This is a genomic window from Flavobacterium sp. FlaQc-49, from assembly GCF_044005985.1.
Classification (GTDB): domain Bacteria; phylum Bacteroidota; class Bacteroidia; order Flavobacteriales; family Flavobacteriaceae; genus Flavobacterium; species Flavobacterium cupriresistens.
In genome coordinates this window covers 126410-148909 of the sequence record NZ_JBIPCS010000008.1, presented here as the reverse complement: position 1 = coordinate 148909, position 22500 = coordinate 126410, and the positions used below count along the sequence as shown (strand labels likewise).

Genomic DNA, 22500 nt, shown 5'->3' with positions numbered 1-22500 from the left:
TACTTGTAAGATTTAACTGCAATTTATTTTTCTTTTATAAATCTGACAATACCCACTTGACGGGATATTTAGGGTATGTTAATTTTCAATTTGAAGAAAACGCAAAAAAAAAATCCATTTGCCTTTGACAAATGGATTTTCTATAAGCTTAACTAGTGTTTTTTAGTGAAATATAGCTTTCTTGGTAGTTGTGTGACCATTTTCCAAAACAATCTTGATCAATACCATCTGATTGGCTGATTGTAAATTTGCTATTTGCAATTCAGTTGCTCCAACTTTATTCTTTTCGTAAAGCAATTTCCCCGAAAGATCATAAACCATAACTTCTTTAATATTTTCTTTTTCTGAAGTTACTTTGATTGCCTTATTTTTTACGGAAACAATCAGATCACTGTCTGTATTTTCAAAATCATCAATTCCTAATGTTTTATTTGTGTAGCGTAGTACAAAACGATCCGAAAAAGTTCCTTTTGCAGTCGTAAAGGTATATTTTCCAGCTCTTAAGTCATGAACTTTAGCTGTTACTTTGTCTTCTAAGTAAACAACCTGATTAACCAAATCACCATCTGTCTGCTCGATAGAAATTGCAAATTCACCTTCAATAGAACTGCGGTATCCTAAAGGAACAATATCGGTATCCGTAAAAGGCAAGGCACGACCCTGAATTACATAATTTCTACCATTATCTATACTATAAAAATCGATATACGCATTACCATCAAAGCTTTCACCGTCAAATCTGTTTTCAAAATCATTGGTGGCTCCTTCAATATATCCGATCAAAACTTGTTTAAAAGCACCGGTTTCATTGGTCATGTTTAACCACATGCGACCGTTCTCTGCTTCTATATTTTTTGACGTATTATCTCTTTTAAAAAACTGATTGTTAGCACCCACCGGACGCATACTATTATTAAAAGTAACCATTCCGACATCATTTGTACTAATAAAAAAAGATTCTCCTGATGCAATTTTACCAGAGGGCGTATTCATATTGCGTCCGGGTGCCTGAGAAGGTCTCGTTGCTACACCTCCGGTAAGATTATAACTTGCATAATCATTTGAATTGTATTTATGTATTCCTACCACGCCAATTGCTGTATTGTGGGTCCAGAAGTAAATAGTACCGTTTATAAAAGTATTCGCATTTAAAAACTTAGCAGCGTCTAATGCCGAAGGATATGGATTACCAACTAAATAAAATTTATCAGCCAAAAGAGATTCCCCTTTAATAATTCCATTATTAGGAATTCCAATAAAATTTACCGTTTGAGAATACGTACTAGTGTTCCAATAATCTTTACCATTTGGATATCCGGTGTCTCGTTTAGGAACACGAATAATATATCCTTTACCGGGTTTCATAATCGTATTTCCGTTTTCAATTATCCAATTTGTTCCGCTAAATGACATGTACTTGTCGGCTAGCGTATTGGGTGACAAAACATTCAATTTTTTATCTGCTACTGCTGATGACCAGTAGGTATAATCGAAATCTGCCATTGGAGTTGAAATCCGTTCCATATTAAACGAATTTACAGCTCCGGTATAAGTAGCATTATCATTGGTCTGAACCAAGGAACCATTGTTTTTTATTATAAGTTTACCATCTCCATTTACCACAATATTTTCATTAACGGTAAGAGTTTTGTCTCCCGCGATCGTCAATGTCTTTCCTGCTGCTATGGTACAAGTACAAACTTCTAAATCGTTAGTCAGAACTGTACTTTTATTCACCGTAATTGAAGAGCCGCTCTGAGGTGCCACTGATCCATCATAAACAAAAGGAGTATCAATAAAATTAAGGGCTAACTTGGCATCACCCCCATCTTCTCTTAAACGTACTTCTACAGTTGACGTTTTATTTAAAGGATACGTTTTTCCTCCGTTAATTAATGAAGTAGTATTGGTATAAATAGATTGTGTAAATATTTTGACTCCATCAATATAAATTTCACCCACATCATCACAATTTACAAGTTCTAATTGATAACGACCGCAAGGAAAACCTTTACGTTTATAGGTAATGGTAAACTGATCAACGGGCATTGGAGCACCTTCCCAACCCGAATAATAAGAGGGTGATACCAAAGCATTCCACTTTGACTGTGTATTGATATCTAAACTTGTATCTACATAAGTTCCTGCATAGGTGTCTGCCACTAAGGCAATATTTGCTGAATTAAAACCAAAAACATTCCACTTATTATCTCCGAAAGGCAGTAAAGTATCTCCTTTTATTATTCCATACATAATGGATAATCTGGATGCACCTTCTTTTTCGTAGTATTCTAAAACAAAATTATGTGTCCCTGCTGTCAGGTTATATAGCGTAGATCTTACTGCATAACCTTGATCCTGCCAGTTGTCTATCACTAAATCACCATCAATATACAAACGGTAACCATCATCACCCCCTACTGTAAAGTTAAATTTACCGGCCTCTGTTGTAGTCTTCATTAGGTAGCGAACATAAAACCTTTCGCTTGGTACTGTACCGCAAAATGCATTTGGCGCAACACTTGTATCTCCTGTAATTACATCTGTACCTATTTTTCGGTCAAACATCGCTTTCTCTGCAACAGATCCAACATAAGTAGTCATCGCGGGAGTATTTCCTGTATAGGTATAAACATAACCTTTCCAGCTGTTAACTCCGGCTGTTAAAGAGGGAACACACGGTGGTGGCGTTACCGTAACTGTAACGGTTGCAGACGAATAATTTTTCCCGTCATACAAGGTGTAGACAAAAGAACTCGTCCCGGTGAAACCCACTGCAGGAGTAAAAGTCACATTGGTTTTATCATTAACTTGAACAGACCCTCCTGAAGCCGGTTGTGTTGAAGTAATAGATGCCAATGCGCTGTAATTTTCATCATTTTCCAGAATCGGTACAATTATAGCCGTATTGGAATCGGTCGTAATTAGATCCGGATTTGCCGTAAGTAAGTTAGACGTATCGACAATACCCGAAATGGTTGGCCCTAATTCTCCTCCGTAATCGTGTTTGATTCTAAAATATCCGTTGTAAATATTCTGAACCCCATAAGGATAAATTCTAATATAAAATGTTTGATTTGGACTGCTAGTCACCACAGTATTAGCAGGAAAATTAAGGGTTACCTCAGTATCTGTACCTTGTACTGCTGTGGTTGACCCCAAAAGGATCTTACCGTCATCAGGAAAAGTAGGATCTGTGGAGTAACGTACTTCGTATTTTGTTGCTCCTTCATTTCCCGAAGGAGAATTGTATATAAACTTAAATTGCGTTAAAGTCAGTTTGTAATTGCCTTTTGGCCTAACACTTACCTGAGCATATTTGTTAAGATTTACCGTATTTTTAATCGTACTGGTTTGAACATTAGTAAGATTAAAATAATTTGGATTACTGTTTGTGGTTAGATTAACACCTGAAGCACTAATGTCATTTGCAATGATATTGGCATCAGTGACAACTGCTTTGGGCTGATCTACTGCACCATTCCAGATGATTAGCCGAGGTGTAGCTTCTTCAACAAAAACCGAAACTGTAGCTGTAGCTGTTTTGTTCCCTTTTTTTAACGTATACGTAAATGAACTGGTTCCTTTAAAATTTGTTGCAGGTATAAAAGTAAGGATATTGTCAGTGTTTGTTACCGTTCCGTGAGCCGTTGGCGGTTGCGTGTAAGTCATCGTTGAACCGTTATAGTGGGTATCGTTAGTTAACGGATCAAAGGTTACTGCTCTTTTTTCTTTCGTTGAAACAAGATCATCATTTGCATTCAAGTCAGAGGCATCATAAGGCAAAACAGAACCTGTAATCGTAGGTGTTGTATTGCCATTTTCAATTGAACTCAAATTAATCAAGAACAATGGTGAATTAGGATCGCTATTGGGTTTTAGTTTGTAGCCATAAATACGAATGGTTATCGTTTCTCCGGCATATAGGGTAACATTAGACAAATTCAATGACTTGTTTATTCTTCCCGGGCTTGTTGTTTCGTCTACTAATAAAGTACTGGTGGCAAAATTATCTTTGGAATAACGAACCTGATAGCGGTTCACATACAAATTAGCATCGCCTCTATAAGTGAATTTGAAAGCATTCAATTTAATTTTATATCCCGTTTTTGTTGTCGTTGTAAATTGAAAATATTTAGTATCGTCAATAGCAAATGAGGTTGTCCATGGACTTCCTTTAAACCCTTCTCCTTGCGCAGGAGTTACAGTCAAATTACTTCCATTACTTAAATCCCCTGCAGCAACTGCTGCTGTGTAATTCGTATTAACAGAGGCCGCTTTAGTACCAGGACCATTCCACTTTACTAAATCTTCTTGTGCAAAACCAATAAAGGGTAAAAGTAAAAATAAAAGTAATTTTCTTGTCATTTTAGTTGTTTCTATCTGATTAGTATGCAGGCATATAATTTTGGGCTTGCAAAGATAGAGACAACTACGTACTAGTCATAAAAGTGGTTTTAAGAAAACCCGTATAATCGACAAAGCAAAAGAAATACTCGATGAAATACATCATAAAAAGCATCAAACTGTGTTAATTCTTATAAAAGCAAAGCGACAAAATATAAGAATAATCGTAAAATACAGTTGTAAATAGCGTGTTTTTTAATTTAAAAAGTCTAAAAAAGCGAGTTTTGATGCGTAATATGCAAGAAAGCCTCAATTTACAAACATAGGTTCCAGGGTACTAAATGAGGTTTAACACTAGCAGTCTGATTAGTGCTAATGCCTTTTTTAAGTAACGCAAAAATTAGATTTTTACTACCGGAAAAGAAAATCGAGTTTTATTCCAGTTCCTTCATTTTTTCATAAACCAAGTTACTTTCATAACCTCTTCGCAACAGATAATCGCAGAATTTCTTCCTTTTTTTAAGGGTGTTATTTTCGTGAATACTATTCCAGCATCTTTCCGAAAGTTGTTCAAAAGTAGTTTCATACTCTTCCGCCGAAATTTCTTTTAATGCCAAAGTGATATTAACCGCGGAAATCTGTCTGGCTTTTAACTCATTTGTGATCCGAATTCTGCCCCAAAATTTAATGCGGTGTTTACCTCTGGCAAAACTGCAGGCAAAACGCGTTTCATTTAAAAAATTACCATCAATCAATTGAACTACTATCACATCAATTTCATCTGAAGTCATCTTTAAACTGTACAATTTGGCAACCACTTCTGCATGACAGCGCTCCTGATAGGCGCAAAAATGTTCTAATTTGAGTAAGGCCTCCTTTGGGGTACATGTTGAATTCATAGCTTTTTTCCTGCTTTTTAACTATTCTTGCGAAAAATAGTCATTTTGTTGTTAAAATTCGGCCTTTATTTTTCAATTATCTCAGAAACTCTTTTTCTAAAATGTTGTATATGTGCAGAATTATAATATTTTTGTACGCCGAATTGGATTATTCAATAATGCTCAAAAACAAGCACTTAAATAACTGATTCTAAAATTTAAAACCAAAAGAAAAACACTACTCAGGTTTACTATCCGACATAATAGAGAACCGGTGCTTTTTTTATGTGTTTTAGCCCAAAACAAATTTAAAATATAAATACCACACGCTGATGATTAAAAAATTACTTTTATTCGTTGATTTCTTATTTTGTCAAAAAATAAACAAACCCAAAAGTTATAAGGTGTTTGGTTTACTTCAATTTCTTTTTTTACTATTTTTTACCGGAATTGGGAATGCACAGGTTGCTAATTATTCTTTCGCACAAGCAACCGGAACATACGCAAGCATTACCGGAACGACAATCTTTCCAAGCCCATGGGATGAAAATGTAAGTACAAATATTTTATTAGGTTTTACATTTAAATATAACGGTATAAATTACACAGAATGTTCTGTAAACACAAATGGTTTTCTAACATTTAGCCCTTCAGCATCTCCAATTTATTCAAACACTAATGAGTACAGCCCTATTTCATCAACAACCGGATATAGTGGTGCAATTAGTGCTTTAGGAAGAGATTTGATAAGCAACGGTTCTTCAATAATTTACAATACTATTGGCACAGCACCCAACAGAATTTTTGTAGTACAATGGACAAATGCAAGACGTTATTACAGTGGTAACTCACGTAATGGAGATTTCAATTTTCAAATTAGATTAAATGAAACCACTAATGAAGTACAAATTGTTTATGGTGCTTGTACTAGTAGCTATAACACAGATTTAACTGTACAAGTAGGTCTAAGAGGCGCATCTAATGCAGACTTTAACAATAGAACCACATCAAATAACTGGCCAGCATCAACAGCAGGAGGAGTTAATAGTAGTACTTGTAATACCGGTAACGGATCAGGAGAACTACCTACCAACGGTTTAACCTATACTTGGACCCCAAGCGTATGTAGTTTTACCAATTTTACAACGGTAAGACAAATTACCAATGTAAAGCTGAATACAATAGATAACAACAGTACAGGAACCACCAGTTACGAAAGTTTCACAGGAGTCAATACCACTTTAGTTAAAGGACAAAATTACACGGTCTCTGTAAAAGGTGTTACGGCATCAAACAGCAACATTTTCTATACTGCTTATATAGACTGGAATCAAGACAATGATTTTACTGACACTGGTGAAAAATTTAACATTGGCTCCATTAACAATTCTAACGGAGCGGATGGCAAAATTGCGTCGGTTTATTTTCAAATACCTACTGATGCTACCGTAGGAAGTACCCGTATGCGCATCATCGGTCAATCTACTGACTATGTTACAAATCCTTGTACCACAACCGTAACAAGTCCAGAGGGACAGGTTGAGGACTATACGATAATTGTTGGTGATGTATGCTCAGGAACACCAGCTGCCAGTACTACTTTATCAACAGCCACAACGGTATGCCCAGGTACCCCATTTACATTATCTCTGGGAACTACTTATTCAGATGGTGCTACTTATGTATGGCAAACTTCACCAAATGGTGTTGATACATGGACTAATGCTACCCCGACACCAACCACTTTTTTCGGTACTGAAGCCTTTAGTTCACTGCCTGCCAACACCAGTATTTCCGGAAATGCAAGTATAACCGGTGGTCAATTAGTATTAACGCCCGCTGCTACTAGCCAAAAAGGAGGTTTCTTAGTTGACAAATCTCCCGGCTCTAATATAAATGCTTTTACAACTTCATTTGATTATACTGCCGGAGGCGGAGGCGGTGCTGATGGTTTTAGTTTAAGTTATGCAGGAGCATTGACAAATACCGATAGTGGCGGAGAGCTTGGAGAAGGCTCAGGTATTATAGTTCAATTTGACACCTATGATAATGAGGGTGTAGCAAATGGTAGCCGTATTCGTATTCTTTATAATGGAACAGGTGTTTTTACTTCCGCTCTGGATGTTCCTTTCAACATAAGAACTACTACAGCACGAAATGTTGTTTTGTCAGTAGATAACAAAGGATACCTGTCTCTTACTATGGTAAATTCTTCAGGTACTATAATTACAGTAGTCTCTAATTTTTTATTACCAGCTGCCTATCTTTCAACGGATAAATCAGCCTGGAAATTTAAATTTTCAGCACGAACAGGAGCTATAACTGACATCCATACTATTGATAATTTACTTATCCGATATTTAGATGTTACAAACTCTAAATCAACCTTTACTACTACGCAAACTGTAAAAACATTTTATCGTGCAAAGATAACCTGTACTGCTTCAACAACTGACTCTACACCAGTAGCGGTTGATGTGATTTCTGCTACCATTACTCCAATGACAGCTTCAGTTTGTTCAGGATCTCAATTTACAGCAACACCAACAACGGGAACCAACGGAACTATCCCATCCGGAACGACTTTTACCTGGACAACCCCAACTATAGCAGTATCGGGAGCCATCACGGGAGGTACAGCAAGTACTGGTACTCCAAATGGTAACATTATTGGTACACTTACAAATACAACCACAACGCCACAAACGGCTACTTATACCGTTACTCCAACTACATCGGGTTGTGTAGGGGTTCCGTTTACTTTGACAGTAACCGTAAACCCTCGACCAATCGTAAGTTATACAGCGCAACCGGGAACAAGTACTTGTATAGGAACAAATGTTACCTATACTACTCAACCTAGTATGACTAATTACATCTGGGGATTCCCAGGAGTTGCCGGAACAGATTATACTATTGTTTCTGGAGGCACAAATGCAAGTAACACCGTAACTTTAAAATATTTAACAACCGGAAGTAAAACAGTAACGATTAACTATACAAACGCTAATAGCTGTACAGCAACAACGGCAACTTCATCAACTGCAACTACAGTTAATGCGTTACCTATTGTAACTTTTACAGCTCAACCGGGAGCAAGTGCTTGTGTGGGAACAAATGTTATCTATACTACTGAAGCTACTATGTCTAATTACGTTTGGGTATTCCCTGGAACTGCCGGAACAGATTACACCATTGTTTCAGGAGGTGCAAGCACAAACAATACCGTAACTTTAAGATATTTAACTACCGGAAGCAAAACGGTAACCGTTAATTATACCAACACCAATAGTTGTACAGCAACTACAGCAACTTCATCAACTGCAACTACAGTTAATGCGCTACCTATCGTAACTTTTACAGCTCAACCAGGAGCAAGTGCGTGCGTTGGAACAAATGTTACCTATACTACTGAAGCTACAATGACCAATTACGTTTGGGTATTCCCTGGAACTGCCGGAACAGATTACACTATTGTTTCAGGAGGCACAAATACAAGTAACACAGTAACTTTAAGATATTTAACAACCGGAAGTAAAACGGTAACCGTTAACTATACCAACACCAATAGTTGTACCGCAACTACGGCAACTTCATCAACTGCAACTACAGTTAATGCTCGACCTATCATAACCTTTACAGCTCAACCGGGAGTAAGTACCTGCGTTGGAACAAATGTTACTTATACTACTGAAGCTACTATGTCTAGTTACGTTTGGGTATTCCCTGGAACTGCCGGAACAGATTACACCATCGTTTCAGGAGGTGCAAGCACAAACAACACCGTAACTTTAAGATATTTAACTACCGGAAGTAAAACGGTAACCGTTAACTATACCAACACTAATAGTTGTACAGCAACTACGGCCACTTCATCAACTGCAACTACAGTTAATGCGCTACCTATCGTAACCTTTACAGCTCAACCGGGTGCAAGTACTTGCGTTGGAACAAATGTTACGTATACCACTGAAGCTACTATGTCTAATTATGTTTGGGTATTCCCTGGAACTGCCGGAACAGATTACACTATTGTTTCAGGAGGTACAAACACAAACAACACCGTAACTTTAAGATATTTAACTACCGGAAGTAAAACGGTAACTGTTAATTACACCAACACCAATAGTTGTACCGCAACTACGGCAACTTCATCAACGGCAACTACAGTTAATGCTCGACCTATCGTAACCTTTACAGCTCAACCAGGATTAAGTACCTGCGTTGGAACAAATGTTACTTATACTACTGAAGCAACTATGTCTAGTTACGTTTGGGTATTCCCTGGAACTGCCGGAACAGATTACACTATTGTTTCAGGAGGCACAAGCACAAACAATACCGTAACTTTAAGATATTTAACTACCGGAAGCAAAACGGTAACCGTTAATTATACCAACACCAATAGTTGTACGGCAACTACGGCAACTTCATCAACTGCAACTACAGTTAATGCTCGACCTATTGTAACCTTTACAGCTCAACCGGGAGTAAGTACCTGCGTTGGAACAAATGTTACCTATACTACTGAAGCTACCATGACCAATTACGTTTGGGTATTCCCTGGAACTGCCGGAACAGATTACACTATTGTTTCAGGAGGTACAAGCACAAACAATACCGTAACTTTAAGATATTTAACTACCGGAAGTAAAACGGTAACCGTTAATTATACCAACACCAATAGTTGTACCGCAACTACGGCAACTTCATCAACTGCAACTACAGTTAATGCGCTACCTATCGTAACTTTTACAGCTCAACCAGGAGCAAGTGCGTGCGTTGGAACAAATGTTACGTACACCACTGAAGCTGGTATGTCTAATTACGTTTGGGTATTCCCTGGAATTGCCGGAACAGATTACACTATTGTTTCAGGAGGCGCAAACACAAACAATACCGTAACTTTAAGATATTTAACTACTGGAAGTAAAACAGTAACGATTAACTATACAGATACTAATAGCTGTATAGCAACATCTGCTACATCTTCTACAGCAACAACAGTAAACGCAGGACCAACAGCACCAATAGTAGGCACAATAACACACCCAACCTGTATAATAGCAACAGGAAGTGTACAATTAAGTGGCTTACCTGCTACAGGAACCTGGACCTTAACAAGAACACCGGGTGCTGTTCAAACAACAGGATCAGGAGCAACAACTTCAATAACAGGTCTTGCAGCTAATACTACCTATACTTATACCGTTAGTAGCGGTGCATGTCCGTCTGTATCTTCAGTCAACGTTGTTATAAACCCAATACCTCAATTGGCAACCTGGAATGCAGGATGGACCAATGGACCTCCAACAATTAATCAACCCGTTCTTTTTGAAGGAGACTACACGTCAACAGCGGATGTAAATGCTTGTAGCTGTACAATAGGCTTAACAGCTAAAGTTGTAATTAGCATTGGAAATACTTTAAAAATCACCAATGGCCTGACAGTTGCAAACACAGCGAGTCTGACTTTTGAGAACAATTCAAGTTTAGTACAAACCAATGATGATCCTACTATCAATTCAGGGATCATCACCTACAAACGCAAAACATCACTTCGCCTTACTGATTACGGATACTGGTCTACGCCTGTAAATCCTAAAAAATTAGTAGATGTATCTCCTTTAACTTTGTCTGATAAATACATGGGCTTTAATGGAACAGGATGGGTCATCACCAATTCAAATACCGAAATGATAATTGGTAAAGGATACATTATTCGTGGTCCTCAAACCTTTTCTAATGTAGATAGAGCGGATTTCACTGCTGAATTTAAAGGTACTCCAAACAATGGTGCTCTAAACGGTGAGACCGTAGAGGCTGATAAGTTTTACCTCATCGGTAACCCTTACGCATCTGCTCTGAACGCTAATAGTTTTTTAGATGACAATCCTTTCATGAACGGAACGCTTTATTTCTGGACACACAATACCCCTATAGGCGGTTCAAATGGTCTGAAATATCTTGCTGATGATTACGCTGCTTTTAATCTAACAGGGGGAGTAAATACCAAAGCACCTACCGGCGATGATGCTCCTGGAAATAACGATTCTGAGCCATCCGGTTATATCGCTGCAGGACAATCTTTCTTTGCAAGTGCGGCTAGCCCGGGAACAGTTTCTTTTAAAAACTATATGCGAGAAGGTGGCGCAAATAACGGTCAGTTCTTTAAACCGGCAAGACCATCAAAAGAAAAAGCAAGCAGAAATCGCATCTGGATTAACATCATCAATAAGGAAGGGATTTTCAAACAAACACTTCTTGGTTATGTCAACGGTGCAACAAATAGTTACGAAAACAGATATGACGGTGAATCTTTTGACGGTAATCCTGCTCTTGACTTTTACAGTATCAACAACGATCGTAATCTTGTTATTCAAGGACGTGCTCTGCCTTTTACAGACACTGATATTGTTCCTTTAGGGTATCGTAGTGCCGCTGCGGGTGATTATACCATCTCAATAGGAAAAATAGAAGGCGATCTGATCAATCAGAACATTTTCATTGAAGACAAAACGACAGGGAAAATCCATAATTTAAAAACAGCGAAATATACCTTTACAACTGCAAAAGGAACTTTTGCGGATCGTTTCGTACTGCGTTATACAGATAAAACATTAGGAACCGGAGATTTTGAAAACACCGAAAACAATGTTTTTGTTACGGCTATAAACAAAGTAATAAAAGTAATCTCTGCAAAAGAAACGATTAAAGAAGTTACGATTTATGATGTTTCAGGAAAACTACTTTATAACAAAAAGAAAATTGGTGAAACGGAATTGCAAATCGCAAATTTACAATCCGCTAATCAGGTTTTATTGATTAAGGTTATCTTAGACAACAATCATACAACCACCAAAAAAGTTATATTTCAATAAGATATAAACACCGATTTAAGCATAAAAAAAATCCATTTGTTCAGACAAATGGATTTTTTTTATGCTTTATTTAAATGTTTTCAATTAAGCCTTTTCAATTAGAATACTGACCGCATTGCCTCCAAAGCCAACGGCATTAATCAATATTTTTTTTAATGGCTTACTTTGTTTTTGTACTTCGGCAAAAGGAACATTAACAAATGTATTGTGCTGCAACATCAAAAGAGCAAGTTCCAGACTCAATATTCCGGAAGCGCCAAAAGTATGTCCGATCTTCCATTTATTAGTCGTTAATAAAGGTGTTTTAGCCCCAAAGACTTTTTCAATAGCACGCAACTCCGTAAGATCTCCTTTTATGGTTCCGGGAGCATGCATTACAATCGCATCAATTTCCTCCGAATTAGTATCCTTTAAAGCCATTTTCATGGACTTTTGAAAACAATCCGCTTCTGCAGAAATCGAAATATTATGTTCTAAAATTTCTGTTGCATAGCCCACGCCTGTAATATAGGCTATAGCATTTTCTTTCTCTCCGGCTTCGAGACAACATACCGCAGCCCCTTCACCCAAAATCATAGTATTTTGCGTTTTCTCAAAGTCAAAAGCAAGATTAGGCCACGATTCTTCCTCCTGATCAACACGGGAATATATTTTTAGTGCTCTCATCTGAGCGATCGTAAAATCGGTCAAAGGCGCTTCACTCCCTCCTACCAAAAATTTATCCGCCATTCCTGATCTCAACCATGCCACACCATTTAAAAGAGCATGAAGTGCTGTTGAACAGGTAATCGAATGCGAGATTTCCGGACCAACGCTTTGTAGATCGTGCGCTATCCAGGACGAGATATTACCCAAAGTTGTGGTTGGGGAAGCTAAAGTCTGTGCTTTACCGGTATCGATATATTCCTTATAATGCTTTTCGAATAAATCGGTAGCTCCACGGGAAGAACCTATATTTATTCCGAAAACGTCCTCTTTATTCCAACCTGCTTTTTCGACCGCTTTTCGCGAAGCAGTCAAAGCAAACAGAACAGAGTCGTCTAAAAATTTGTACTTAATATCCGATTCACGAACCTCGGCTACAATTTGTTTTGATTCAACATCCAAAGCCGCAACAGAAGTTTGCTGCTGATCTAAAAATCGCTTCGAAAAACAATGTTGATTATCCAGATATTTTTCCCAGATTTCTTCCGCATTATTACCCAATGGAGAAATAGACGAGAAAGCTGTTATGGAGATTTTTTTATTCAATGTTTTTTATTTAACCGCAAAGTTCGCAATGTTCCTGCAAAGTTTGCAACGTTATTAAATATTTAAGCTACTAAAGTCAACTAAACTTAGTTTAAATGAACTTATATAACTCATATGGTTTAAGTCAATTAGACCATATCAATCGCTTCTTCGATAGTCGAATAGACTTTTTGAAGCTGCGCATCAGTCATAATGTATGGAGGTAAAATGTAAACAATATTACCAACCGGTCTTAAAATAACTCCTTTTTCAATAAAGAAATTGTAAAGCTTAGTTCGCATCGAACCGTAATAACTTTCTTCTGAATCTGATTTTATTTCAACTGCAAAAATAACCCCTAAAGTTCGGGCAGTAATTACTTTTGGATGGTTCTCGATTTTCTTCTGAAAATTTAGATGACTTTTATTTATTCTTTGAATGTTGTCCTGCATTTCATCTGTCTGCAACAAATCAATACTGGCCAAAGCCGCTGCACATCCGGTTGGATTTGCCGTAAAAGTATGACCGTGGAACAAGGCTTTATTAATATCATCATCATAAAACGCATCAAAAACCTCCTGTGTAAAAGTCGTAATCGCCATCGGAATAGTCCCTCCCGTTAATGCTTTCGACAAACAAATCATATCGGGTTCTTCGGTAACATAATCCATTGCAAAGGTTTTTCCGGTTTTACCAAAGCCCGTCATTACTTCATCGGCAATGGTTAAAACTTTATTCTCTTTACAAATTTGAAGTAAGGTGGCCAAAGCTTCAGGTTCGTACATAACCATTCCGGCCGCCCCCTGAACTAAAGGTTCAAAAATAAATCCGGCACAAGTATGGTTTTTAATCACGGCTTTCAATGCATCAAAACTTAACTGTTCCGATCCTTTCACAGGAACCGGAATTCGTACCACATCAATAAACATTCCTTGAAAAGCTTGGGTATAAAAAGAGATTCCGCTTGCCGCCATAGCCGCAAAAGTATCTCCGTGAAAGGCATTTTCAAAAGCAATTATAGTGGTTCTTTTTTCATTTTTATTGAAAAAATATTGCAGTGCCACTTTTATAGCTACTTCAACCGCTGTTGAACCATTATCTGAAAAAAATATTTTCTGCTGATTCTTTGGTAAAATTTCAATAAGCTTCTCCGCCACTTTTATCGCAGGTTCATGCGTAAAACCGCCGAACAAAACATGCTCTAAAGTCGTTAATTGCTTGTAAATCGCATCGGCAATAAATTTATTACTGTGCCCAAACGGATTTACCCACCACGATGCAATCGCATCAATATATTCTTTATTATTCTCATCCCACAACAAAGCGCCTTCTCCTCTCGAAATGGCTATTGGAGTTTGTGCGGTTTTATGCTGTGTATAAGGATGCCATAAATATTGGCTGTCTTTTTCTGTTAAGGTCATCTAATTTTAGATTTTAGAATGTTGATTTTAGATTGCTAACAAATTCTCGCGGAACAAATCTGCGTACTCCCGGATTACATTTTGATCAAAATAAGGTTCTTCATCTATTCTTCCGATGCATTTTACCGCTGTTTTATTCAAAATTAAATCTTCGGTAGCTTTGTTTTTGTTTCCGCTAAAGATAATCCCCGCCACTTCAAAACCTCTGTTTCTTATTGCTTCAATAGTCAACAGAGTATGATTGATGCTTCCTAAGTAATGCCTTGATACTACAATCACTTTGTAATCGGATTGAATTAAATCGACAATTAAATCGGTTTCATTCAGCGGAACAAAAATTCCACCGGCTCCTTCTATCACCAAATGATTATCGGTTTTTGGCTCTTTGATTTCGCTCAATTCAATTCTCACTCCATCAATTTCTGCTGCCAAGTGCGGACTTGCAGGTGTATTCAACCGGTAGCTGTTTTCTAAAATACGGGATTTAGAATTTGAAATTTTTGACTTGATTTTATCACTGTCCGAGTTATCCAGATCTCCGGCCTGAACAGGCTTCCAATAGTCGGCTTCTAAAGCTTCAACCACAATTGCAGAAGTCACCGTTTTACCTACATCTGTAGAAATTCCTGTAATAAATATTTTCATTGCTCTCTTTTAATAGTATGCAAAAATACCAATAAAAACAACAAACCCATCATTACGATGGGTTTGTTGTTTAACTACTCTTCTTTTAATTGATCTATAACCTTCTTTATTTCTTTGGCGTACTTACCATAAAAAAAATGAACCCACCACTCTAAACCCAATCCCATAGAAAGAATCGCAAAAACAACCACCGAAAAGACACTTATAATTTCTGCATTGCTAAATTCAAACATCACAAAATCAGCTTCTTTTGAAGACTTAAAATAAACAAAAACAACTAAATACAAGATCATAAATGGCGTCAATGCAAACCCGAACGTTTTATACAATTCCATATTTAATCTGATATCAAAATAAGTCTCGTATAAACTGTCTTTTGTACTTAATGCAACGGTGTTCAATCGCTTGTAAAACAAATACAGCTTCGCCAAATAATATATCGTAACAGCGACAGCCATACTGTATAACAAATAGAAAGGCACAATAAATTTTTGCTCAAACGAACAGATATAAGGCACAAATCCGATTAAAAAAACTAAGACAACCTGTAAAATTAGCTCATATTTCAGATTTTTTCTGATCCTGTCCAAAGGTGTATTGGCGGACCTGATTTTCTCTAAATTATCCGGAAGAATGATCGAATCCGATTTTTCATTGTTCCATGCGTTTTGTATGTCGTTAAAATCCATATCCCTGATTTTTTATTATTTCTTTTAGTTTTTCTTTTGCTCTGTTTAATTTTACTCTGGCATTTCCCTCTGAGATTCCTAAATTATCTCCAATTTCTCTATGTGAAAATCCTTCTAATTGGTAAAAAATAATTGCTTTGTCTATTTTTTCTAATTTTTGAACTGCTTTATAAAAATGATCAATCTGACTTTCTTTTATGTGCGAATCATCCTCCTCTTCTTTAATATTCTCTGAAGCAATCTCGTATTTATCAACCTTCCGTTTTTCTTTCTTTAGGAAAACAATTGCCGTATTAATAGCCACCCGGTACATCCACGTCGAAAATTGGCTTTCATTTCTAAAGGACTCATACGATTTCCAAAGCTGACAAACAATTTCCTGAAACAAATCCTGCTGATCATCGGCCGTATCCATGTACATTTTTGACACTTTGTACAAGATTCCTTTATGCCTTTCTATTCGATTTAAAAATTCTTTTTCTTTCTCTTTCAAAATAGCTCTAATTCATCACTGGTTTTACTGTGTATCCCGCTTTTCTCAACAAATTAATTATTCCTGTATCACCACCCAAGTGAGCCGCTCCAACTGCAAAAAAGACACTTTCCTTTTTCATCTGCTCCGGCATAATCTTGATCCAATTAGCATTTCTATCGTCAAGCATGTATTTCTTAGCTTTAAGATTCATTATTTTTTCATCTGTCGTCAATTTATACAAAGACTCCACATCTTCATTTTTATAGTTCGCTACTAATTTAATCGTTTCATCAGCACTTGTTTCTTCAAGCATAGCAATCATTTCAACATCAGAATAGGCATTTTCAAAACTCTCGCATTGCGATTTTACGGTTTCAAGACCTCCAACCTCAATTTGACGTTTTTTTGCCATTTCGATAAAATTCAATTCATAAAATTTCAGGTCAGTACAACCAAAGCTTTTCATTGAGATCAGACTCATTACGGTCAACAAACTAAAACCGTCCACCTGTTGTATCGTCATTCCGGCATTTTTTTGCAGAATTAGATTCAGTTTTGACAATTGCTCTGCAGTTAACTTTTTGCTTAACCGCTCTTTCCCCATTGCCACTCCCTGCAACTCCACCATCTCTTTAGGGTCGGCAAAATTAATTTCCAGTACCAATTTATCTGATTTCTCGAATGCCTTATTTGTTTTTTCAGAAAGAAAATAATCCCCTGCGCAAATCATATGAACGGTTCCATACAAATAAGATGGTTTAGTTAATCCTTTTCCTGACACTTCCCATAGAAGCGAATTTTCTAATTTAGGAGCATTCGTTTGAGCGTTGGTTGTTCCATTAAAAATAAATAGTACTATAGCAATTGTTGATTTTATAAAATTTTTCATTTTGTTGATTGATTAAAATTATTTGGTTTAATTATTTAAAAATTCTTCTATTTATTCACTGATCTTACTTTTTTGCCAAAAAACTACAGACAATAAAAAACAGGACACAGCACTAATAAGAAAGTGTTTGTTCGGATGGTTTAACAAAAATTGATTCACCACCGCAAATCCAAATACTGCCGAAGTAAAAAAGATAGAAATAAAATGGAAGCTTTTTGAATTTGATAAAAGTGATATTGTTTTCATAATGGTTTTGATTTATTTGATTACGACTCGTAAGTAATCAAAGCATAAAAACGTTACAAAAAAAAAATTTTTTTTTCAGAAAGCGAGAAAACACAGCAGTTTCTAGAGTAGTAAACCTTTTAATCCATACCCTTTATGGCTGGTCACTGATCTAACGGATTATACGGATTAACGCGGGTTATTAATGTTGGTTTTTCTGTTGTTTGTATAGATTAAACGTTTGAAATCCGGTGTTTCACCAAAATTCAGAACTAAACCAACTTCAATACGCGTGCACCTCAAATAATTCAATAATTGAGAAATGTGCGAACTAAGTAAACATTCGCACGCCTTAAGTTCAACAATTATTGACCCTTCAATTATCAAATCAGCATAATATTCACCAACAATCTGATTTTTATAATATACCTTAATTTGTTTCTGCGCCTCTACTTCATAACCCTGAGATTTTAACTCAAGATACATCGCATTTTGGTACACTTTCTCAAGAAAACCATAGCCAAGCTCGTTATAAACATCGTAAAACACACTTAGAATGGGCTTAGAAACTTCTCCATGTAATAAATCACTCATTATTTTCAGTGTAAACCCGCTTAATCAGTTTAATCGGTGAGCTAAAATACGAAATTTCCTAATAATATTAAAATCTGATTGATTTCCTCTTCCGAATTATAACTATGAATACAGAAACGAAGTCTTTCCTGCCCTTCCGGAACGGTTGGAGAGAGTATTGGTTTTACATCAAACCCTTTATCTTGTAGTTGTTGCGCTAGTTTTTTTACATTTTCGTTGCCCGGAACGATCGCCGACTGAATAGCCGATTTACTTCGAACAAACATGGGCTTCAAACCCAACAAGTTTTTTTGCTGATTAAAAAAGATAATATTCATTCGTAATTTCTCGATAACCAACTTTTCAGTTTCCAAATGCTGGTAAGCGGTCAGAATTGTAGATACCGAATGTGGAGACAATCCCGTAGTATAAATAAAACTTCTGGCAAAGTTGATTAGGTATTCTTTAAGTTCAACACTCCCTAAGACAGCTGCTCCATGACACCCCAATCCTTTTCCGAAAGTCATGATGCGGGCGAAAATACGATTGTGCAACTGCAAATACTGCATTAATCCTTCTCCTTTTTCCCCAAAGACACCCAATGTATGTGCTTCATCAACCACCAGAAAGCAATTGTATTTTTCAGAGAGTACGACCAGTTCTTCTAAATTCGGACTATCTCCATCCATAGAAAAAACAGTTTCGGTAACAATGTAAATAGTCGTATCCGGAAATTTAAGAATAAGTCGTTCTAAATCTTCAAAGTCATTATGGTTAAATCGATAGGATTTGGCATTAGACATGATAATCCCATCACGAATCGAAGCGTGACTCAATTCATCATACAGAATAACATCATTTCGCTGCGGTACAGCGCCAAAAAAACCAACATTGGCATCGTAACCCGAATTAAAGATTAAAGCTGATTCAGCATCATGAAACTGCGCCATAAAAGATTCGGTGATTTGATACAACGAATGGTTCCCTGAAATTAATCGTGATCCCGTTGCTCCATTCTGAATGAGTTCGTTTTCGATTAAATAATGATGTGCAAGTTTAAAAACAGATTCCGATTTAGAAAACCCAATATAGTCATTAGAAGAAAAATCAACAAGATTATTAAAACTTGGTAATTGTCTCAGCGAATTATTTTGCTTTCTGTTTTCCAGCTTTTGGGTAAGATTTTCGGGTAATTTCATAAAAGCAAAGTTATGAAATTCCAATTTATGAAATTCCAAATTCCAACTTTTCGAATTCTATCTTTTCAAAAAAGCTTGCACGAAATCCTGTTTGTTTAAGCGAATGAGACTATTTATGAAAATCATTCGGCTCTGCAAAAAGCCCAACGTATCATTAACGATTAACATAAATAGTATTGTTAATTAAAATATTAATATTTCTAATTTTCAATTCACAAACTGATTATGAGTAATTTGTATATTGCATTAAAAAAGAGAAGAATGAAGATTATTTGCAAAAACTGTGAAACAGAAAATTATCCGGATTTTAATTATTGCCCTGAGTGCAGTCAAAGAGTAAATTTGCATCGTATAAGTCCGCACGAGATTTTTCATGAAGCTATTCATTATTTTTTACATGCAGACAAAGGGATTTTTCAACTTATTATGTCTTTGACATTAAAAAGCGGAACTGTAGCTAAGGAATATATCAATGGTAAAAGAAAGAAGTACTTTCCTCCACTTAATTTTTTCTTATTGGTTGCCGCTATCTTTGTTTTCATTTCCAATATTCCAAAAGAGACACCTCCTATTGATATCCCAAAAGAAAATCAGGAGCTTAGCGCTATTTCAGATCCTGTTCAAAAAGAGAAAATCATACATCTTTACGAACGAAAAGAAAAAATGTTTCATTTCATAAAAAAATATTCCAATCTAATGGCGATGATGGCGCTACCGCTACTTGCCTTTTTTTTCTGGCTGTTTTACAAAAAAGAAAACTACAACTATACAGAGCATCTTGTAGCAGGTATGTACATGTTAGGCTTTTGTATACTCGTCAATACGCTTTTAATTTTACCCATACCTTTATTATTCCACTTATCGACTAATTATCAAGCTTTGTTTTTTCTACTGTTTCAGCTCTTTTATTTTACACTCTTTTATTATAAGTTTTTAAATAAAGACACCAAACTTCAACTTGCAAAAACCTTTGCAGTAAGTGCTTTAGGGATCATATCCTGGTCAATTATATCAGGACTTACTGTACATACTTATATTTCGAGTGGTTTTTGGGGAATAATACAATAACACGACAAAGCCGTCCATCTAAAATAAACAAAAACAAAAAAGCCAGACAAATGTCTGGCTTTTTTACTTATTCTAAAATCGTCTTAGTCTGCTAAAACAATAATCTTATTGTCTTTCATTTCGATAGTACCTGATTCAATTTCCAAAGTATAGGTTTGATCATTTACTTTCGTGAATTTACCCGCTACTTCTTTAGAAAAACTGAAGCTTGAAGCTACAATTTTAACAGTTCCTTTTTCTAAAATAGAAACGATAGGAGCGTGATGATTCAATATTTGAAAGCTTCCATCAACTCCAGGTACTGTAACCGAAGTTACTTCTCCTGAAAATAATTTTGCTTCTGGTGATACTATTTCTAAAGTCATAACTATTTTTTAAAATTCCAAATTATAAAATTCCAAAATCCAAAATTGGAATTTGGAATTTTTATTTTTTTAAGTTGATCAAGCTTGGCTTGATTATGCTTCAGCCAACATTTTCTCTCCAGCTTCAATTGCATCCTGGATAGAACCTTTCAAGTTGAAAGCTGCTTCCGGAAGGTGATCTAATTCACCGTCGATGATCATGTTGAATCCTTTGATAGTATCTTTAATATCAACCAAAACTCCAGGAATACCTGTAAATTGCTCCGCTACGTGGAAAGGTTGAGATAAGAAACGTTGTACACGACGTGCTCTTGATACAGATAATTTATCTTCTTCAGATAACTCTTCCATACCTAGAATCGCGATAATATCTTGCAATTGCTTGTATTTTTGAAGGATCTCTTTTACTCTTTGTGCACAATCGTAGTGCTCATTTCCTAAAATTTGAGGAGTCAAAATTCTTGAAGTAGAATCTAACGGGTCAACCGCAGGATAAATACCTAACTCAGCAATCTTACGAGACAATACTGTTGTAGCATCTAAGTGAGCAAAAGTTGTAGCCGGTGCCGGGTCAGTTAAATCATCCGCAGGAACGTAAACCGCCTGTACAGATGTAATAGATCCTTTGTTTGTAGAAGTAATACGCTCTTGCATAGCTCCCATCTCTGTTGCCAAAGTTGGTTGGTATCCTACTGCAGAAGGCATACGTCCTAAAAGTGCTGATACCTCAGAACCTGCTTGTGTAAAACGGAAGATGTTATCAACGAAAAACAATACGTCTTTACCTTGATCAGTTCCAGCTCCATCACGGAAATACTCCGCAATAGATAATCCTGAAAGTGCTACACGAGCACGAGCTCCAGGTGGCTCATTCATTTGTCCGAAAACGAAAGTAGCTTTAGACTCTCTCATTCCTGGCATATCTACTTTAGACAAATCCCATCCTCCATTTTCCATAGAGTGCATGAAATCATCACCGTATTTAATAATACCTGACTCTAACATCTCACGAAGTAAGTCATTTCCTTCACGTGTTCTTTCTCCTACTCCTGCGAATACAGAAAGTCCACCGTGACCTTTTGCGATATTGTTAATCAACTCCTGGATCAATACCGTTTTACCAACACCTGCACCACCAAACAATCCAATTTTACCTCCTTTTGCATAAGGCTCGATCAAATCGATTACTTTAATACCTGTGAATAAAACTTCTGATGAAGTTGATAAATCTTCAAATTTTGGAGCTTGTCTGTGAATAGACAAACCGTTTTCTCCTGTTTTTGGCAAGTTTCCTAAACCATCAATTGCATCTCCAATTACATTGAATAATCTACCATATACGTCTGGACCGATTGGCATTTGGATTGGATTTCCTGTTCCAACTACTTCATATCCTCTACTCAAACCGTCAGTTGAGTCCATAGAAATGGTACGAACAGTGTTTTCTCCAATATGAGATTGTACTTCTAGAACTAATAATGTTCCGTCTTTTTTTGTGATTTCTAATGAATCATAAATTTTTGGAAGTTCAACATCCTTTCCGTTGAAAACTACGTCAACTACTGGTCCAATGATTTGAGCAACTTTTCCTATTACTTTTGACATTACTTATGTA

General features: G+C 36.4%; 14 protein-coding genes. 2 read left to right on the top strand and 12 right to left on the bottom strand.

What is annotated here, in order from left to right; genetic code table 11:
- Window positions 1–162: 162 nt before the first annotated feature.
- Window positions 163–4368, bottom strand: a complete 4206-nt coding sequence (locus ACHRV3_RS16980; protein ID WP_395435438.1) for an Ig-like domain-containing protein — start codon at window positions 4366–4368, stop codon at window positions 163–165.
- 413 nt (window positions 4369–4781) lie between these two features.
- Window positions 4782–5246, bottom strand: coding sequence for a regulatory protein RecX (locus ACHRV3_RS16975; RefSeq protein WP_047779341.1), 465 nt, complete (start codon window positions 5244–5246; stop codon window positions 4782–4784).
- Between the two features lie 311 nt (window positions 5247–5557).
- Here ACHRV3_RS16975 and ACHRV3_RS16970 point away from each other — a divergent pair, with 311 nt between their 5' ends.
- Window positions 5558–12106, top strand: coding sequence for a T9SS sorting signal type C domain-containing protein (locus tag ACHRV3_RS16970; RefSeq protein WP_395435439.1), 6549 nt, complete (start codon window positions 5558–5560; stop codon window positions 12104–12106).
- A gap of 84 nt (window positions 12107–12190) precedes the next feature.
- Here ACHRV3_RS16970 and ACHRV3_RS16965 read toward each other — a convergent pair whose 3' ends face one another.
- From ACHRV3_RS16965 to ACHRV3_RS16930, 8 genes are all read right to left on the bottom strand, one after another.
- Window positions 12191–13357, bottom strand: a complete 1167-nt coding sequence (locus tag ACHRV3_RS16965; protein ID WP_395435440.1) for a beta-ketoacyl synthase N-terminal-like domain-containing protein — start codon at window positions 13355–13357, stop codon at window positions 12191–12193.
- A 128-nt stretch (window positions 13358–13485) separates the two neighbouring features.
- Window positions 13486–14757 carry an adenosylmethionine--8-amino-7-oxononanoate transaminase gene (gene bioA / locus ACHRV3_RS16960; RefSeq protein WP_395435441.1) on the bottom strand — a complete coding sequence of 424 codons (1272 nt, stop codon included), beginning with the start codon at window positions 14755–14757 and terminating at the stop codon, window positions 13486–13488.
- 27 nt (window positions 14758–14784) lie between these two features.
- Window positions 14785–15402 carry a dethiobiotin synthase gene (bioD, locus tag ACHRV3_RS16955; RefSeq protein WP_395435442.1) on the bottom strand — a complete coding sequence of 206 codons (618 nt, stop codon included), beginning with the start codon at window positions 15400–15402 and terminating at the stop codon, window positions 14785–14787.
- A gap of 74 nt (window positions 15403–15476) precedes the next feature.
- On the bottom strand, window positions 15477–16091 hold the full coding sequence (locus tag ACHRV3_RS16950) for a hypothetical protein (protein WP_047777082.1): 615 nt from the start codon (window positions 16089–16091) through the stop codon (window positions 15477–15479).
- Entirely contained in the window at window positions 16081–16584 is a 504-nt protein-coding gene (locus ACHRV3_RS16945; protein ID WP_395435443.1) for an RNA polymerase sigma factor, read from the bottom strand. Before ACHRV3_RS16945 ends, ACHRV3_RS16950 begins: the two co-directional genes overlap by 11 nt.
- Window positions 16585–16591: 7 nt before the next feature.
- A complete protein-coding gene (locus tag ACHRV3_RS16940) occupies window positions 16592–17455 on the bottom strand; it encodes a TraB/GumN family protein (protein ID WP_395435444.1) in 864 nt (287 codons plus the stop codon).
- 414 nt (window positions 17456–17869) lie between these two features.
- Window positions 17870–18274: a GxxExxY protein gene (locus ACHRV3_RS16935; RefSeq protein ID WP_047777076.1), complete on the bottom strand. Its 405-nt coding sequence runs from the start codon at window positions 18272–18274 to the stop codon at window positions 17870–17872.
- A gap of 41 nt (window positions 18275–18315) precedes the next feature.
- Window positions 18316–19452: an aminotransferase class I/II-fold pyridoxal phosphate-dependent enzyme gene (locus ACHRV3_RS16930; protein ID WP_395435445.1), complete on the bottom strand. Its 1137-nt coding sequence runs from the start codon at window positions 19450–19452 to the stop codon at window positions 18316–18318.
- A gap of 261 nt (window positions 19453–19713) precedes the next feature.
- Between ACHRV3_RS16930 and ACHRV3_RS16925 the strand changes: the two genes are divergently transcribed.
- Window positions 19714–20520 carry a DUF3667 domain-containing protein gene (locus ACHRV3_RS16925; protein WP_395435446.1) on the top strand — a complete coding sequence of 269 codons (807 nt, stop codon included), beginning with the start codon at window positions 19714–19716 and terminating at the stop codon, window positions 20518–20520.
- 83 nt (window positions 20521–20603) lie between these two features.
- Here ACHRV3_RS16925 and ACHRV3_RS16920 read toward each other — a convergent pair whose 3' ends face one another.
- Together ACHRV3_RS16920 and atpD are read right to left on the bottom strand one after the other, a co-directional pair.
- Window positions 20604–20885, bottom strand: coding sequence for a F0F1 ATP synthase subunit epsilon (locus ACHRV3_RS16920; RefSeq protein WP_047777070.1), 282 nt, complete (start codon window positions 20883–20885; stop codon window positions 20604–20606).
- Window positions 20886–20978: 93 nt separating this feature from the next.
- Complete coding sequence (gene atpD / locus ACHRV3_RS16915; RefSeq protein WP_047777068.1) at window positions 20979–22490, bottom strand: F0F1 ATP synthase subunit beta; 1512 nt, start codon at window positions 22488–22490, stop codon at window positions 20979–20981.
- Window positions 22491–22500: the final 10 nt, after the last annotated feature.

Coding starts and splice junctions, on each gene's coding strand:
- ACHRV3_RS16920 (WP_047777070.1), bottom strand. CDS start 20,885: ATGACTTTAGAAATAGTATCACCAGAAGCAAAATTATTTTCAGGAGAA.
- bioD (WP_395435442.1), bottom strand. CDS start 15,402: ATGAAAATATTTATTACAGGAATTTCTACAGATGTAGGTAAAACGGTG.
- ACHRV3_RS16975 (WP_047779341.1), bottom strand. CDS start 5,246: ATGAATTCAACATGTACCCCAAAGGAGGCCTTACTCAAATTAGAACAT.
- ACHRV3_RS16930 (WP_395435445.1), bottom strand. CDS start 19,452: ATGAAATTACCCGAAAATCTTACCCAAAAGCTGGAAAACAGAAAGCAA.
- ACHRV3_RS16935 (WP_047777076.1), bottom strand. CDS start 18,274: ATGAGTGATTTATTACATGGAGAAGTTTCTAAGCCCATTCTAAGTGTG.
- atpD (WP_047777068.1), bottom strand. CDS start 22,490: ATGTCAAAAGTAATAGGAAAAGTTGCTCAAATCATTGGACCAGTAGTT.
- bioA (WP_395435441.1), bottom strand. CDS start 14,757: ATGACCTTAACAGAAAAAGACAGCCAATATTTATGGCATCCTTATACA.
- ACHRV3_RS16950 (WP_047777082.1), bottom strand. CDS start 16,091: ATGGATTTTAACGACATACAAAACGCATGGAACAATGAAAAATCGGAT.
- ACHRV3_RS16970 (WP_395435439.1), top strand. CDS start 5,558: ATGATTAAAAAATTACTTTTATTCGTTGATTTCTTATTTTGTCAAAAA.
- ACHRV3_RS16980 (WP_395435438.1), bottom strand. CDS start 4,368: ATGACAAGAAAATTACTTTTATTTTTACTTTTACCCTTTATTGGTTTT.
- ACHRV3_RS16925 (WP_395435446.1), top strand. CDS start 19,714: ATGAAGATTATTTGCAAAAACTGTGAAACAGAAAATTATCCGGATTTT.
- ACHRV3_RS16940 (WP_395435444.1), bottom strand. CDS start 17,455: ATGAAAAATTTTATAAAATCAACAATTGCTATAGTACTATTTATTTTT.